Genomic DNA, 15,551 nt, shown 5'->3' with positions numbered 1-15,551 from the left:
CACTTAAATATAAAAAACCTCAGAATATTTTCTGAGGTTTTTTTGCTCTAATCATAAAAATTTTAGTTATCTATTGAACCAAGGTACAATAATGGTTTTTGGTTTGGACCTTCAAGAGAAGAGTCGATTCTTCCATCTTTGCTGACTTCCATTTTTACTAAATTAATATCTTTTTGATCATTTAAAAAGAAGTTAAGTAAAATACTACCATTCTCCAGATCTTTCCGAGCAACAGTAAAATCATAAGAAACAAATTCGATAGAAGATTTGTTGCCTGCATATTCTTTGTCGTTTAAAGGTAGATTAACTGAAAATTTGTCTTTATTTACAGAAATCCCAACGGTTTCTATCGCGCCTACAGGCATATTTGAAGTCATAATTCTCCCTGTACCGGCAGGCGTCGAGAAGGTCTTTCTACCGTCCTGGCTTGTCAAAAGAAAATTAAAATTATTGCTGTAGATTTTGGTTTTAATATTTTCATAGGATACCTTATTTGATGAACAAGAACCTAATAAAAATAACAAAACATTAAGAATCAAAATTTTTTTCATAATAAAATTATTATTAAGTTAAAAAAAAACCGCCTTGATAAGGCGGTTTTTAGAAATACTATTTGATATCCCAAAAAACTCTTGAGCTATATCTATCTCCACCATTAATTTTTGCAGCAGCAGCAGCAACATTAGCAGCGTTATTATTTCTTTCATTCAATGGATAAGGCATTCTTTTTACTAAGCCAAACTCAGCAGTAGGTGCATTATTCAGAACTGGATAATCCAATCTTCTCCAGAAGTTCCAAGCTTCAATACCTCTGTTATACATTGCTACCCAAGCAGCCTCTCCGATTGATTTTTGCCAATTTGCAGAATCATAAGGATGAGAAGCTAAAAAAGTTGCTGTATTTGCCGCAGATACATTCCATTCGTTCATTGAAGATGTAATCGCTTCTGTATAATAAGTAGCAGCGGTTCCACCAACATTAAAATTTCTTGCAGCAGCTTCCGCTAACATAAATTTAACATCAGTAGGATTATAAAGAATACCTGGTTCGGATGGTCTCTTAATTTTATCTGTTACTCTAGTGAAGTTACCGTAAGTATTCAAAGTTCCATAAGTCCCACCAACATAATTCTCAAAATTTAGAAGCATATCGGCGCTAACAGGTGTACCATTTGATTGCAAAGTAATAAAATTTGGTCCTACAGAAACTACGTCACCAACATAAGTGTCATCAGCAAGACCAACACCATTGTCATTAATGAAAACAGCTTGACCAACTGTTGGAACATTAGCTAGAGCTGCACCAAAAGTAATAGTTGTAATACCAGCTCCAACAACTGTAGATACAGTACCTAATGATCTATTTAAATTTTCGGCAAAATAGGATATTCTTCGTGGATCCTTATTAGCTTTTAAAAAATTAACATAAACATTTGAAGGTAAAAAATCATTTCTACCACTCGCTACAAGATTCTGATATACTGGATTAGTAAATTGTCCGCTATCAAAAAGAAATTGCAGAGTATTACCAGCCGTAGTTATAACACCTCCCGCAACAGCACTTTCTACTAAAGTTTTTGCCTTAGCATTATTAACGTCAGCTAAGTTAAGCCCCATCTGAAGCTTGATAGTATTAGCAACTCTTACCCAGTGATCCATATTTTGAGCTTCTGGATAAAATTGCTCCAATTGTGTACCTGTGTAATAACTAGGCATATCAGTACTTATAGTAGCTAATACAGCATTGATTCTTTTTTCTAAATCAGCATAGATTGTAGCTGCATCATCATATTTTGGTTGCAAAACAAGATCGCTTGCGTCAGATTTAAGTGCTTCAGAATAAGGGATATCGCCATAAGTATCTACTAGGTTTGCCCACGCAAATACTGATAGAATCTCCATAATTGCAACTTTATTAGCTTTAATTTTAGCCACATCAGTAGCAGAAAGAGCTAGATCTTCACTCTCACTTGCTACATAAGTTTTAGCTTTTGCTAAAGGAGCAATCACTTCACGAAACATATTGTTGAAATGAAACTGATTTTGATTTCTTTGGTCAAAATAATAATTAGTCTCTCCTGTATAAGTTGTTTCTGTCCACTGTTGTGTGAAAAACCTGGTGATATTTTCGTTCACACTCGGAGAAACATGTTGATTTGCAAGATAATAAGAAGCTGTTGTAAGTACATTAATTGAAGGTACTACCACAGGGTTCTTGGGATCATTATTTAAGGTAGTTGTATCACTTTCACAAGATGTTAATCCAACAAATGCAAGAGATGATAAACTTAATATTTGAATTAATTTTTTCATTGTTTTACTTTTACGCGTTAAAATTTAATATTTACATTAAACCCAAAGTCTCTGGTTGTCGGCAAAATACCAATAGAGTTACCTCTTGATCTGATACCACCTCCAACTCCAGCTTCTGGATCAACATATGGGGTATTTTTGTGAATAATCCATAAGTTTCTTCCAACTACAGAAAGTGTTACATCCTCCAAGAAAGTGTTTGACAAGAAGTTTTTCGGTAATGAATAAGAAATACTAGCTTCTCTTAATTTTACATAAGATGCATCATAAACATATCTGCTATTAGGTGCATTTGTGTAACCTTCTGGCTGATAACTATAATAGTTCTCTGCATTTAATACTGCAGTTCCATTTGCTCTGATACCACCAACTTGAGTTGTATTTGGATTCCCATTTGCATAGACACCTTGCAATACTACTCCAGTAGGATTTCTCCATTCTGGTGAAACCGTATCTGCATACAATCCACCTGCATATCCGTACCATAAATCGGTAGAGAATGTATCTCCGCCTTGTTGTACGTCAACTAAGAAACTAAGTGAAACACCCTTATAAGTTAAAGTATTTCTAACACCTCCAGTCCAATCTGGTGTGATGTTACCTATCACTTTTGGAGCAGTTTTAGCCCAAGTTCCGTTTGCATTTACAACTCTTTGTCCGTTTTCGTGATATACATAATCAGTTCCAACCAAAGTACCGAAAGCTTGACCTACACTTGCATTAAGCGTAACACTTCCCTGATAAGCTGCCAACTGATAGTTATCAACACCATTCAAATCAACAACTGTATTTTCATTTTTTGCCCAGTTTGCATTAAGATCCCAAGAGAAATCTTTTGTTTTGATTGGAGTCACATTCAAAGCAACTTCAAATCCTTTATTATCAATTCTTCCCGCATTAAATACTAACTGGTTGTAACCTGTAGCATTTGAAATCGGCAGATTGATAATTTGGTCTGTTGTTCTGTTGCTGTAATAAGCGAAGTCAATACCCAATCTTCGTTTGAAAAATTGCAATTCAGTACCAACCTCAAATTCTTTTGATCTTTCTGGTTTCAGATCAGGATTTTTCAAAATATTAGATGTATCATACATTACTACATCATTGTAATTTCCTAAAGAAGTATATGTGTTTACCAAATTGTATGGATCAGTAGCACCTCCTACAACAGCGTAATTACCTCTAATTTTCCAGAAACTTAACCAATCTTGCTTAAGTAAATTTGACAAAACAACTGACCCGGATACAGATCCATAACCGAATGTTCTATCATCTTTTGGTAGTGTTGAAGCTTTGTCGACACGGTAAGTTCCATCTAAGAAATATGTATCTTTATATCCCAATGACGCAGTTGCATAAGCACCACCAGTCACATATCTTTGTAGTGTTTCTGCAGCTGGTTTTACTACTCCTTGAGAGTTGGATAAAGCATACAAGTTAGGAACTACAAGTCCACCTTCTGTGGATGCGTAAACATTCTCATTTGTATTTCTTCTAACATTCCCTCCAATGATACCTGAGATATCTAAATCGTCAGTGATATTGAAACCATAATTCAAGTAAGCATCAAAGTTAGTTTCAGTTCTGTTAATATCTTGTCTTGAGTATCCTGATCCAACGTTATTTCCAGCAGCACCAAAAGCTCTTGGTACAGATCCTACAGCAACTCTGTTTTCAATCTTCATATCCATAAGATCATGAGATAACTTTGCTGTAAAGCTGATCTTTTTAGTAAATGAATACGTTAAAGATGCATAACTGAAACTTCTCGTTCTGTTATCAGACTGATAGCTTTCGTATCTTTGGAAATAAGGATTATCCCAGTAATAAGGAGTAATATCTGTAGGCTCGTGCCAGTTCCAAGTAATATTCTTTTTGGTTCTAAAATAAGCATCTCTTTGATCGTAGATATCCGTGTTTACGTTCCACCATTGTCTGAATGCAGACATTGTGTTATCAGAATATCCTGTCTCATTTCTACCCTTAGTATCCTGAAGAGTTAAAGTAGAGTATACAGAAGCTCTCAACTTATCTGTCAGATCATAATTGAATTTAGCAGAAATAGTATTTTTTCTTAACTCAGAGTTTGGAAGAATACCACTCATTATTTGATTGGTATAATTTAACAAGAAATCTCCTTTAGGACCAGCTTTCTGTAATGAAATTGAATTTGTATAAGAAGTAGCTGTCTCAAAGAAATCAATAGGTGTGTGTTTAGCAGCAACATAAGGTGTGGCCTTACCAAAGTTCGGTGAAGTTGGATCAAAACTGTCCCAATTGTAAAGTAAACTGCCATCATACGCAGGTCCTAAAGATGCATCATCACTAAAGTTGGCATAACCATCATAATTGAAATAATCACCATACCCACCACCAAATTGGCTCTGATATTTTGGGAAGGTAGTTTTATCAATAGTTCCAACAGTAATTCCTGAATTAATGGTTACACCCCATCTTTTATCATCTTTACCACGACCAGATTTAGTTGTAATTACGATTACACCATTCAAACCTCTCTCTCCGTAAAGAGCAGATGCAGCTGCACCTTTCAGAACGTTGATAGATTCGATATCTTCTTGATTAACATCAGATAAGAAGTTACCGTAATCATACTGTCCGGACAAAGATGTATTACTTACCGGCGAACCATCGATTACGATTAATGGACCTCCAGCATTTAAAGATTTGTAACCTCTGATAACTAGATTGGAAGAACCACCAAAGTTATTATTAGTGTTAACCTGTAAACCTGCTACTTTACCGGATAATTGCGAAGCAACGTTTCCTGTGTTAGTGGTTCCTTTGGTTATCGCATCCGACTTAATTTCTTGAGACGCGTAACCTAGAGATTTTTTATCTCTCTTGATACCCAAAGCCGTCACTACAACACCTTCGATATCTTGTGTCTTAGCTGTATCCTGTACCGTTTGTGCAGAAACTACTGCAAAAGACGACGAAAGAACCACTGCTAAAACGCTTGTTGTTAATTTTTTCATATCAAATCAAATTTTTCAATAAACAAAAATGCAAAACTTTATTAATATATACAACACAAATTGTTAAAAATTTGTTAATTGTATTATGTAAAGTTTACTATTTCTATAACTTTGACAAGTAATATTTATTATGTCTTTATTAAAAAACTTTTCAGAATCCCTTTTAGAAGCAGGCTGTGACGAAGTTGGAAGAGGATGTCTTTCAGGTCCTGTTGTCGCTGCAGCAGTTATTATTAACAAAAATTTTAAGCAAAATTTAGTTAATGATTCTAAAACGTTAAATTTTAAAACAAGACAGAATCTCGACCTATACATAAGAGAAAATGCAGTAGATTTTGCAATCGCAGAACTTTCTCCGGAATTTATTGACCAACATAATATTCTCAATGCAAGCATCCACGCAATGCATCTGGCTCTAGACCAACTGAAAAGCAGACCGGAATTGATTCTGGTGGATGGCAACCGTTTTCATCCTTATAATTACACGCCGCACCATTGCATCATCAAAGGAGATAGTAAATTTCTGTCAATCGCTGCCGCTTCTATCATCGCAAAAAATTACCGTGACAATCTGATGATAAAACTCCACGATGAGTTCCCACATTACGGCTGGGATACCAATTTTGGCTATTGTACAAAAACGCATCAGAAAGGTTTGAAAAAATTTGGCCCGACGATTCATCACAGAAAATCTTTCCGATTGGACTACGATGTCGAGATTGATTAAACTTTTTTAAAACTATTTTGTAAATTGCTTCCTTAACCTATATATAAGGATGCAAAACTCATACACCGTCATCAACGCCTCTGCCGGCTCTGGCAAAACTTACCGTCTGGTTCAGAGTTTATTGATGATTTGCCTTCGATTTCCCAATCAATCCGATGCTATCCGAACGATTTTGGCATTGACTTTCACCAACAAAGCGGCCAAAGAAATGAAGGAAAGAATCCTCTTCTATCTTGGTGAATTTGTAAAAGATAATTACAAAGAAAATCAGGATTTGAAGAATGTTCAGGAAGCATTGGCGAATCAAGGTCATAGGATTACGCTGGATGATTTGCATCATCGTTCACAGAAAGTGCTTGATTATATTTTGCACCACTACTCGACTTTGAACATTGGAACGATTGACAAGTTCAATTCCCGATTGGTAAAGAGTTTTTCCTACGAATTGGGATTGGCTCAGAACTTCAATCTGGAAATCCAGCCTGAACCTTATTTGATTGAGGCGGTTGACAAAATGCTGGACGAAATCGGCGAAGACGACACCGTTTCCGACGCTTTTATGGATTATGTCAATTATAATTTGGATAATAACGAGCGTGTCAACCTCAACCAAACGCTTTACAATTCGGCGAAGAAATTTGTGAGCGATGTGCATTACAAACCTTTGCAGGACAACAAAGATTTCGAATGGGAAGCTTATGAAAACAAGAAAAACGAACTTAGAGAAACCATTAAAAATCTTAAATCTGAATCGCTCGAAATTGCAAAACGAGCTTTGGAATTAATCAAAAGCAAAGATATTGAGATTGAGGATTTTGCGAGTGGAAAAAGTGGAATCGGTGGATTTTTTGTCAATATCCTTGAGTTTCATAAAATTAAGGATAAAAAATTTCCGTTCCCAACAACTTCCGAAGATTCAAAGATTGAAACTTTCTTAAAAGGTGCTTCCACAAAAGGAAAACACAAGCAAGGCAACATTGAAGATATTTTACCGCAACTGATTTCCTGGCGAAGAGAAATCATTGACCTTTACATTAATTCTCATAAAAAAGAGAAAGTTCTGCAAGCCATTCTTCCGCTGAAAGTAAACGCAGATATTCAGAAAAAACTGTTGGAAATTGAGGAAGAAAATGATTTGGTTTTACTTTCGAAATTCAATATTCTGATTAATGAAAATCTTCGGAATGAGCCTTCAGCATTTATTTATGAGAAAGTTGGGACTCAGTTTCAGCATTATTTCTTTGATGAATTTCAGGACACTTCTACGATGCAATGGCAGAATTTCCTTCCACTTCGGGACAATAGCATCACGTCGGACGACACGAGTTTCACCATCGTTGGCGACCCGAAACAAAGCATCTACAGATTCCGTGGTGGCGAAAGTGAATTGATGCTGAACATCATTAATAAAAAAGAAATCACACCAAAATTTGCAACGGCGGAAAATCTTGGTTTCAACTGGCGAAGCGCGAAGAATATTGTCGATTTTAATAACAAATTGTACGATTTTATGTCCGGTGATTTGAATGATGAACATCAAAAAATCTTCGGCGAAAATGCTTTGCAGGAATCAAAATCAAAATTGGAAGGTCGCGTGAAAATCCATCTTTTGGAAAACTCGACCAAGAACGTTTTTTATGATGAAACGGTGGCGAAAATGCAGAATGACATTCAGGAAAGTTTGGACAATGGTTTTGATTTTTCAGACATCACGATTCTTTGTAGAGGCAATTCTGATATTTTCAACTATTCTCAGTTGTTGGGAAATTTGAAAGTCAATTACAAAGGAAAAGAAACTTACATCAAAACGATTTCCGAGAAAGGCTTGACCTTAGATTTAGCCTTTACCATCAAAGCTTTGATTGAATTTTTGAAATGGAATCTGGTTCCGAAAAACCGTCAATTCTTGGTTAAAATGATGTACTTCTTGAATGTTTCGGGAAGAATTACAATGACGGATTTCACTTCGGAAATTAAAGAAATATTGAAGTTTGATAATAAGAAAGACATCGAAGATTTCATTAATGAAAAATATAATGTAACGCTCATTCAGAAAGACATTCCGCAATTGAATCTTTACAATTTCATTGAATATTACGTTCACGAATTTTCGGTTGAAAATAAAGAAACGGACTTCCTTTTGAATTTCCTTGAAATGCTTCACAATTACACGCAAAATACGGGCGCAACGCTGAAAGAATTCCTGAAATATTGGGATGATGAAGCTTCGAAAATAAGTATTCAGGCGAGTGAAAATGTGGATGCGATTCAGATTATGACGATTCACAAGGCGAAAGGTCTGGAATTTCCCATCGTTTTCATTCCAATGGAAAATAAAAATAACGACGGCAAATTCTCGGAATGGTTTGATTTGGGAAGCGAAGATGAACTGAAAACCGTGATTCTAAATCAATTTTCTCCTGAACTGGAAAGGTATGATGAGGAATTGGCTGGTTTTAATTTGATAAATTCTTACCGTAATAAAATCGACCGTTTTTGCATTCAATATGTGGCGACGACGCGACCTGTGGAACAACTTTTCTTCTATCTGGAAAAGCCGAATAAATCTGCAAATCATTTGGAATTGTTTGATTTTGCAAGTCAATTTCAGCCTGTTGAAAATGGCGAATTATTAGATTCATTTGATGTTTATGGAGTCTCATCGGAATCATTAAAAAAACAAAAACGCAAGGAGAAAAAAGAGTATCAATCCGAAAATATCAATTCTATTTCTCAAAAGACGGAGAAAGCTTCGAATATCGAAATTGCGACCTCATCCAAAAGTTATCAAAACCGAGTGGAACACGTGCGAATGGGAATTTTCACCCACGAAATCCTATCAAAAATCAAAACAAAAAAAGATGTTTTGAAAGTTCTGAATTCTTATGTTTTGGAAGGCACCATCACGAACGATGAGAAAACTTCGATTTTGGAACGCATCGAGAATATCATTAATGATAATAATTACGCTTCCTATTTCGAAGAAAATCTGACCATCATCAATGAAAGAGATATGCTTTCTGTGGAAGATGGAACTTCGAAAACGTATCGTCCGGATAGATTAATCAAAACAAAAGATGGCTTCATCATCGTGGATTTCAAAACCGGAAGCGAGAAGGAAAAAGACCAGAAACAGGTCGCGCTTTATCAGGAAAAATTGGAGCAATTTGGGGAAAAGGTTTTGAAAACGGATGTGATTTATATTTGATGAAGAAAGGATCACTCCTCTGGAGCTTTTTGTTGCTTGGTTGCTGATTTTCTACAAACATATCGCTCCTCCGGAGCTTGTGCTAATAACAGTCGTCGCTCTGCGACTTTAAATAAAAAATCCCGAGAAATGATCCCGGGATTTGCTTTTCTATTTCTTAACAGCCGTTACAACCTGACCTTCCAATTTGGTGATATTATCAAAAATCTGCTTGAAAGCCGGATAATATTCTTTCGGATAAACCGGGTCTTCAACTGTTGTCGTTGTTTCCAGAGTTAACTTATTTCCTTCCTGAGTCACTTTGTAAACGTACTGGATTGCGTTGTCTTCGGTCCTGAATTTTTTGGATTTCGGAACATTTTCGAAAGCATAACCATCTGGCAATGTAATCGTTACTTTTTTGATTTTGTCATAACCTGTGTAAAGTTCGATAGGTGAACGTCTGGCTTCTGTCTGATCGAACTCGTGGGATTTGTTGAATAAAAATAAAAGTGGATTGAAAACCAATTTATTGCCAATTCCGTCCACAAAACTATCAGAATCAAAGTCGAAACTGGTTTCGAAATCACCCTTCTCCGTCACGCCGGATTTTATGTTGGTGTACGGGAATTTGTAGCGCTCTTTGTAATTTGTATTTTGAAATTCGGTTTTGTCTTTGTCGTGGCTTTCGTTGTTCATCATTGCATAAAGCATTGTGTCTCTATCCGAAAAACGACCACCGAAAGTCCCATCCGGATTCAGTTTTGCATCCACCGTAAGGTAGGTTACACTTTTCTGAGGACAAAGAATATTAATCTGTTTGGCATCTGTTTTTCATGACATAGCCAAAATAATTGAGCGCAGCGGGACGAATGATATTTGGAGTTGTCATCTTGGAAGTGGCATCGTAAAGCACTGGTTTTCCATCAAAATCCACTGCTGCCAACACATAGTTCAACATCCCGATACTTGGGGAATAGCCGGTAAGAATTCCTCTTCCGATTGTTGACAGTACCACTGGTTCTGCTTTTAGATCTGCACTTCTCATTAGCAAAATCAATAAAAGATTGATCTCAGCAGAATTTCCTGATTTTGTATTGATAAGAGTCTTGAGACCTTTGTCTGTAACAACAGAATATTCTCCATCCCACGTGAATTTGCTTTGGGCAAACTTCAGCACGGCAAAAGCCCGTTCTGCATCATTTTTAATTGCCTTGATATCTGCAGGAAGCATTTCTTTAACCAAATTGTTTCTCTTCAGTTCGTCGCCAAAATCCTCGCGATCATAAAGTTGTTTTCTAATATCCTGCCAGCTTACACCGTATGATTTGAATCCACCGGAAAGACCTTCATAAGCATTGCCACCAGAGATTGGAAAATTAGTCGAATTCAGCTCGAAACGGACAGATGTTCTGTAGTTTTCCATATTGTTGACATACTTTTCATCTTTGTACGGTGCAATATCTTTGTATGCAAAACGATAAGTTCTGGCATCGGATCCGTAAAGAATCTTCTCGGCGACTTCCTGTTTGAAAGGTTTCAATTCTCCTCTGTAATTCACATTGTACCCGAAATATATTGGTGCATCAAAGACATATTCGAAGTAGCGGATCGGTACTTCATCCTCTATCATCACTTTTGGAATCACATACAGAAAAGGAGACAAAATCGAATATTTGTACTCGACGATTGATCCATCTTTTACGTTTTCAAAAGCAAACTTGGTAACCGAATAGTTCTTATTTTCCTTTGATTTATATTTGGAATTTTTATCAACAGATGTTGCGGCTATTTTTCCGTTTTCGAGATTATAGGTATTGACTTTAAGTGAGGTTATTTTTTCATTATCGCTACCTTGCCCAAGTTGTGTGTAGATTTCCTCTTCCAGAAATTTTTTCGCATCATCTTTTTTATAGATTTTTACACGGCTGATGACATCCAGATGCAACTCTCCGTCTGTAATGTAATAATGATAGGTTTTGTAAAGTACTTCTGCAGGTTCGGTGGCATCTTTCGGATATGAAGACAGTTTTAGATCTTCGATATCCAGCTTTGGAAGATCAAGAAATTTGTATTGTCCAAATATTGGCAGTGCAATACAAATTAAGATTAAATGTAAAATTTTTGTTTTCATAGCTCGGTTACAGTTTGGTAATAAGGATTTTTGTATGGTCTATTTTATTGGTTTTTTTTCTAAAATTAATATAGTCGGTGATTTTGTCTGCTGCGAAAATTCCCTTTTTGAGCATAAATTTTCTTCGGATTAATAGTTTTTTGTCCTGTGGAATGAACTCCATTGAGAAGCTTCCGAACTCGGAATCAATTTTTACAGGCGCAATCGTTTCCGAAAATTTGTAAGATTCTGGAATGGTATATTCAATCTCATAGTCATCTGTAAAACCGAAAGGAATTTCTATCGGTAACTTTCTGTCAGAATTTTCGAGATAGAAATCGTTGTCTAAAAAAGGAATCGCACGGAAGTAAATATCAGAACCCAAAGATTTGGAATAATTGGAGGCTTTAAAATTCAAATCAAAATTAATCTGTCCATTATTCCTGTCATTCATCAAATTCTGAATATCAATGTTGCAAAATTGAAGATTGTCATAACGATGTTTCAAAGCATCCTTTTGTTCAGTTGGCGTCAAAGAAAGGATAGGCATAAAAATATCATAGCCACCACCGTGATAAGAAAAAGATGAAGTGACATCCAAAGTATTATCTGCCGAGATGTTCGCTTTTATCTTTAAAATTTCTTTATTATTTTCGGCCAAGGATTTCGGCGTCTCAATGATTTCAACAGAATTATCTTTTACCATCATTACATTTCTGTCCATTGTGCGATAGCCCAGATGGTCGAAAGCAATTTTCTGAGAGGTGTTTTCCAGCCAGATATTTCCCTTTTCTGTCGGCACACAAAGAATGACGTGATTACCATCCATTTTTGGAAAATCTTTGTCGAAAATCTTGGGTGTTTCGTCCATATAAATCACTGAATAATAAGACGGAATTCCTGCTGCTTTCAATAGAACTCGCATATAATTGGTCAACGCTTTGCAATCGCCATAGCCTTTTTTCCTAACAGCATCTGCAGACATAGGCTGCCAACCGCCAATACCAATCGAAATATTGACATAGCGAGTTTTGCTCTGCATATACTGGTAGATGGCTTTTACTTTTTCCTCCGTAGAACCTTTTAGACTAAGCGAATTAACTTCCTGCTGAATCTCCGGCGTAATCTGAGAAACCGGATCCAAAAGTGTATTGTACCATTTCCCGAAATCTGCCCAAGTTGTAAAATTACCTTTCTTGCCTTCAAGATTAAACTGATCCAAAGCAAATTCGGATTTTGGTAAAATGACGGACATACTTGGAGAATATTTCTCTTCTTTGGCAGCTGGAATATTTTTATAAAAAACGTACAGATGATTTTCGTCGCCGGAAACTTCTGTTTTGGCGTAAGAATTCTCCGTAATTTTCTTTCTTAGTTTGATACCGGATTTGTTGATGATCTCTATTCCGGTGCTTTCTATTCCGACATTATAATCATAAAATGGTGTGACGGTCGGAATAAAAATGGTATTACTGGTGTTCGCTTTGTAAACAATTTCCAAAGTATAAGGATATGAAATCCCAATAATATCTGTGTAAAGCACGCGATCGTCGCCATACAGTTCCGATTGACCGCTGTGACTTACATCATTCAGATCTTTTTTGGAGTATGTTTTTGTAACAACGCCGTCAGAATTATAAAGTTTGATTTTAACGTCATTAATTTTCAACGTTTTGGTGTACGGAATATATACACGGGAATATTTTTCGCCGGCTTTATTAAAAATCGTCAGAACTTCTGTATCCACGATATCCACATCATCAACTGAATTGATTGTGTATTGAGATAAATTCCTCCTTACAACAGCATTCGCATCTTTCTTTAACTCTTCCGGAATTTCTGAAACAGCATAGTTTTGCGAAAACGTCTGGATGGACATTAACACAAATAGGGTTATTAGTTTTTTCATTGGTTATATCGAATATTAGTTCGCTGCCGGAACAAAAACTCTCTGAGCCAGTTCCTGATCAAAAAGATACAAAGCAGAAGGATTGTCTTTCACCATTTTGATTTTCGTTACCAAAAGTGATGCGCTGGATTCCTCTTCCACCTGCTCATTGATGAACCATTGCAGAAAGCTTGTGGTTGCAAAATCGCTTTCGTCATTCGCCGCTTTCACAATGTTGAAAATGCTTTTCGTCACCAGTCTTTCGTGATCCAAAGCTTTCTCGAAGATCTCCTGAGCATTGTTGAATTCGCTTGGTGGTTTTGGAATTTCATTAAGGATCACTTTGCCGCCAATATCATTCACATAGTCAAACATTTTGTCAGCATGCATCAACTCTTCCTTTGATTGCACTCTGAAATAATTTCCAATACCTTCCAGATCCTGCGCGTAGAACCACGCACTCATCGACAAATAAAGCTGAGCTGCATATTGTTCTTTTGTGATTTGATCGTTGACTAGATTTATAATTGTTTCGCTTACCATAATAACTGTTAATTTTTTCCAAATATAACAAAAAAGAGCCGTTAAAAAATAACGACTCTTACTGAAATTAACCACAAAATAAAAACTATTTAACTACCGCTGCATCAGCACTCTTTCTGCCTTTAAAATTCTCTTTTCTCTCCGCCATTTTTTTCGCTTTCAATTCCTGGAACTTTTTATACTGTTCTGGTGTCAGGATTTTCTGCATTTCAGCTTCATTTTGTTTCATCTTCTGCATTCTGTCTTCTTTCTTAGCAGACACATTTTGCTGTCTTTCTGCAGCTTTTGCTTCGTGAAGTGCTTTTATCTGAGCCACCTGAGCATCAGAAAGATTAAGCTCCTGCTTCATTTGTTGCAGCTTTTCAGCTCTTTTCTGAGTGAAGTCTGCTTTTGTTGTCTGTTGTGCAAATCCGAAAACACCTAGTCCAAGAAATGCTGCGCTTAAAATTATTTTTTTCATTTTAAATTGATTTTTTATATTAATAAATTTTATCTGTTTGTTTGATGTCTTATTATTTATAAAGTTAATCCTTGAATTTATAAAATTTTGTTAAAATTATCAAATGATTATCTTGAAGTAAATCTCATTCCAGAATTTCTGCCATTGCCTTCAGATCTTGGAGAAGCATTTTTCTGATTTCCGCGGTTTTCAAATTTTCTTTCAGAGTTTTGGTTTTGGCGGATACCGTTGTTTTGGTTTTGTCTCACACCACCATTATTTTGATTTCTGACGCCATCATTTTGAACCCGTGGAGATTGCGCTTTGATGTTATCATTTCCATTTCGGATGCCGCCTTGGTTTCTCGTTCCGCCGTTTTCATTAGGTCGGATTCCATTGTTCCCATTGTTTCTGACTCCTCCAAACTGTGGATTTCTCGTTCCGCCAAGATTATTTCCATTGGCTCCGCTTCTGATTGGCTGATTTCGGATTCCGTCGTTTCTGTTTGGCTGGATCATATTCTGATTTCTCCCTACAGATCTGAAACCTTCTTTGAAATTTCCTCTGTTGACTTTATAAATATTGATATTCACATTTCGGTAAACTGGCCGTACCGGATATCGTCTTGCATAGAAATTCACGTTTCTGTTTCTGTAAAAAACAAATGGACTGGCACCTCGGAAGTAGACGTTCTGATAAACCACAAAAATCCTTGGTCCCAAAATATTTTGCAAAGCATAAAATCTGTCGTAGTACCATCTGTCCGGATTCCATCTGTAATAAGAATTCCAAGCGTTATACGAAGCAAAACGATTATTCAGCATCAAAATCTGATTGATCTGGTAAGGACTCAACCTGTTTTGCATAAAAAACTGATTCCAGTTGACAGAAACGACTGCACTCTGATAATCATTGTAATAACCCTGATAATACTGATCCGGATAGTAATCTGAAGGATAATTGTAATAATAATCATCAGGATAGTCATATGAATTATCATAATATTCGTATCCGTTGTACTCACTTGGATAAGTGTCATAATAATCCTGGGAAAAAACAAAAGTTCCCAAAACTAAAGCGAGGCTTAAAAATATCTTTTTCATGTTTTCTTTTATTTTAAGATTAAATGCGAAAGTCAATTTTTCTTTGTACTTAACTTTCTTCCTTTTGGATATTGGATCAGATTAAAAGTTAAAGTCCAGCGAATTAATATCTTAAAATCTAAGATTAATTTAATATTAACATCTGATAATCAGCATAATAATTTTTATCATTAAAAACAAAAAACCTTTCAGAAATTAATCCGAAAGGTTGTTATAAAAACTTTATCAAGATTTAAACCTCT

The 15,551-nt window shown here is 35.9% G+C and carries 11 protein-coding genes; 2 read left to right on the top strand and 9 right to left on the bottom strand.

Annotated features, from left to right (window positions below):
• Window positions 1-62: 62 nt before the first annotated feature.
• From LUD75_RS16835 to LUD75_RS16825, 3 genes are read right to left on the bottom strand one after another with little or no spacing between them, the layout of a single operon-like run.
• Window positions 63-551: a hypothetical protein gene (locus LUD75_RS16835; RefSeq protein ID WP_232706978.1), complete on the bottom strand. Its 489-nt coding sequence runs from the start codon at window positions 549-551 to the stop codon at window positions 63-65.
• Between the two features lie 58 nt (window positions 552-609).
• Window positions 610-2,313 carry a SusD/RagB family nutrient-binding outer membrane lipoprotein gene (locus tag LUD75_RS16830; RefSeq protein WP_232706977.1) on the bottom strand — a complete coding sequence of 568 codons (1,704 nt, stop codon included), beginning with the start codon at window positions 2,311-2,313 and terminating at the stop codon, window positions 610-612.
• Between the two features lie 17 nt (window positions 2,314-2,330).
• The gene (locus LUD75_RS16825) at window positions 2,331-5,309 is read right to left on the bottom strand and encodes a SusC/RagA family TonB-linked outer membrane protein (RefSeq protein ID WP_232706976.1); all 2,979 of its coding nucleotides are present in this window, start codon (window positions 5,307-5,309) and stop codon (window positions 2,331-2,333) included.
• A 130-nt stretch (window positions 5,310-5,439) separates the two neighbouring features.
• On the opposite strand from LUD75_RS16825, the gene LUD75_RS16820 reads away from it, so the two are divergent.
• Together LUD75_RS16820 and LUD75_RS16815 are read left to right on the top strand one after the other, a co-directional pair.
• Window positions 5,440-6,036 carry a ribonuclease HII gene (locus LUD75_RS16820; protein WP_232706975.1) on the top strand — a complete coding sequence of 199 codons (597 nt, stop codon included), beginning with the start codon at window positions 5,440-5,442 and terminating at the stop codon, window positions 6,034-6,036.
• A gap of 49 nt (window positions 6,037-6,085) precedes the next feature.
• Window positions 6,086-9,244, top strand: coding sequence for a UvrD-helicase domain-containing protein (locus tag LUD75_RS16815; protein ID WP_232706974.1), 3,159 nt, complete (start codon window positions 6,086-6,088; stop codon window positions 9,242-9,244).
• Between the two features lie 150 nt (window positions 9,245-9,394).
• Here the strand turns inward: LUD75_RS16815 and LUD75_RS16810 are convergent, their stop codons facing one another.
• From LUD75_RS16810 to LUD75_RS16785, 6 genes are all read right to left on the bottom strand, one after another.
• Complete coding sequence (locus LUD75_RS16810) at window positions 9,395-9,997, bottom strand: hypothetical protein (protein WP_232706973.1); 603 nt, start codon at window positions 9,995-9,997, stop codon at window positions 9,395-9,397.
• 37 nt (window positions 9,998-10,034) lie between these two features.
• Window positions 10,035-11,357: a DUF3857 domain-containing protein gene (locus tag LUD75_RS16805; protein WP_232706972.1), complete on the bottom strand. Its 1,323-nt coding sequence runs from the start codon at window positions 11,355-11,357 to the stop codon at window positions 10,035-10,037.
• A 7-nt stretch (window positions 11,358-11,364) separates the two neighbouring features.
• The gene (locus LUD75_RS16800; protein WP_232706971.1) at window positions 11,365-13,245 is read right to left on the bottom strand and encodes a DUF3857 domain-containing protein; all 1,881 of its coding nucleotides are present in this window, start codon (window positions 13,243-13,245) and stop codon (window positions 11,365-11,367) included.
• Window positions 13,246-13,260: 15 nt separating this feature from the next.
• Window positions 13,261-13,767 carry a ferritin gene (locus tag LUD75_RS16795; protein ID WP_232706970.1) on the bottom strand — a complete coding sequence of 169 codons (507 nt, stop codon included), beginning with the start codon at window positions 13,765-13,767 and terminating at the stop codon, window positions 13,261-13,263.
• Between the two features lie 85 nt (window positions 13,768-13,852).
• Window positions 13,853-14,227 (bottom strand): hypothetical protein, encoded by a 375-nt coding sequence (locus LUD75_RS16790; RefSeq protein ID WP_232706969.1) that lies wholly within the window; start codon window positions 14,225-14,227, stop codon window positions 13,853-13,855.
• Window positions 14,228-14,334: 107 nt separating this feature from the next.
• Window positions 14,335-15,309, bottom strand: coding sequence for a hypothetical protein (locus tag LUD75_RS16785; protein ID WP_232706968.1), 975 nt, complete (start codon window positions 15,307-15,309; stop codon window positions 14,335-14,337).
• Between the last annotated feature and the right edge of the window lie 242 nt (window positions 15,310-15,551).

Origin of the sequence: Epilithonimonas sp. JDS, assembly GCF_021261315.1 — a bacterium.
GTDB lineage: Bacteria > Bacteroidota > Bacteroidia > Flavobacteriales > Weeksellaceae > Epilithonimonas.
The sequence above is the reverse complement of the archived record's forward strand: the minus strand, read 5'-3'. Positions and strand labels throughout refer to the sequence as shown.

Coding starts and splice junctions, on each gene's coding strand:
- LUD75_RS16835 (WP_232706978.1), bottom strand. CDS start 551: ATGAAAAAAATTTTGATTCTTAATGTTTTGTTATTTTTATTAGGTTCT.
- LUD75_RS16830 (WP_232706977.1), bottom strand. CDS start 2,313: ATGAAAAAATTAATTCAAATATTAAGTTTATCATCTCTTGCATTTGTT.
- LUD75_RS16825 (WP_232706976.1), bottom strand. CDS start 5,309: ATGAAAAAATTAACAACAAGCGTTTTAGCAGTGGTTCTTTCGTCGTCT.
- LUD75_RS16820 (WP_232706975.1), top strand. CDS start 5,440: ATGTCTTTATTAAAAAACTTTTCAGAATCCCTTTTAGAAGCAGGCTGT.
- LUD75_RS16815 (WP_232706974.1), top strand. CDS start 6,086: ATGCAAAACTCATACACCGTCATCAACGCCTCTGCCGGCTCTGGCAAA.
- LUD75_RS16805 (WP_232706972.1), bottom strand. CDS start 11,357: ATGAAAACAAAAATTTTACATTTAATCTTAATTTGTATTGCACTGCCA.
- LUD75_RS16800 (WP_232706971.1), bottom strand. CDS start 13,245: ATGAAAAAACTAATAACCCTATTTGTGTTAATGTCCATCCAGACGTTT.
- LUD75_RS16795 (WP_232706970.1), bottom strand. CDS start 13,767: ATGGTAAGCGAAACAATTATAAATCTAGTCAACGATCAAATCACAAAA.
- LUD75_RS16790 (WP_232706969.1), bottom strand. CDS start 14,227: ATGAAAAAAATAATTTTAAGCGCAGCATTTCTTGGACTAGGTGTTTTC.
- LUD75_RS16785 (WP_232706968.1), bottom strand. CDS start 15,309: ATGAAAAAGATATTTTTAAGCCTCGCTTTAGTTTTGGGAACTTTTGTT.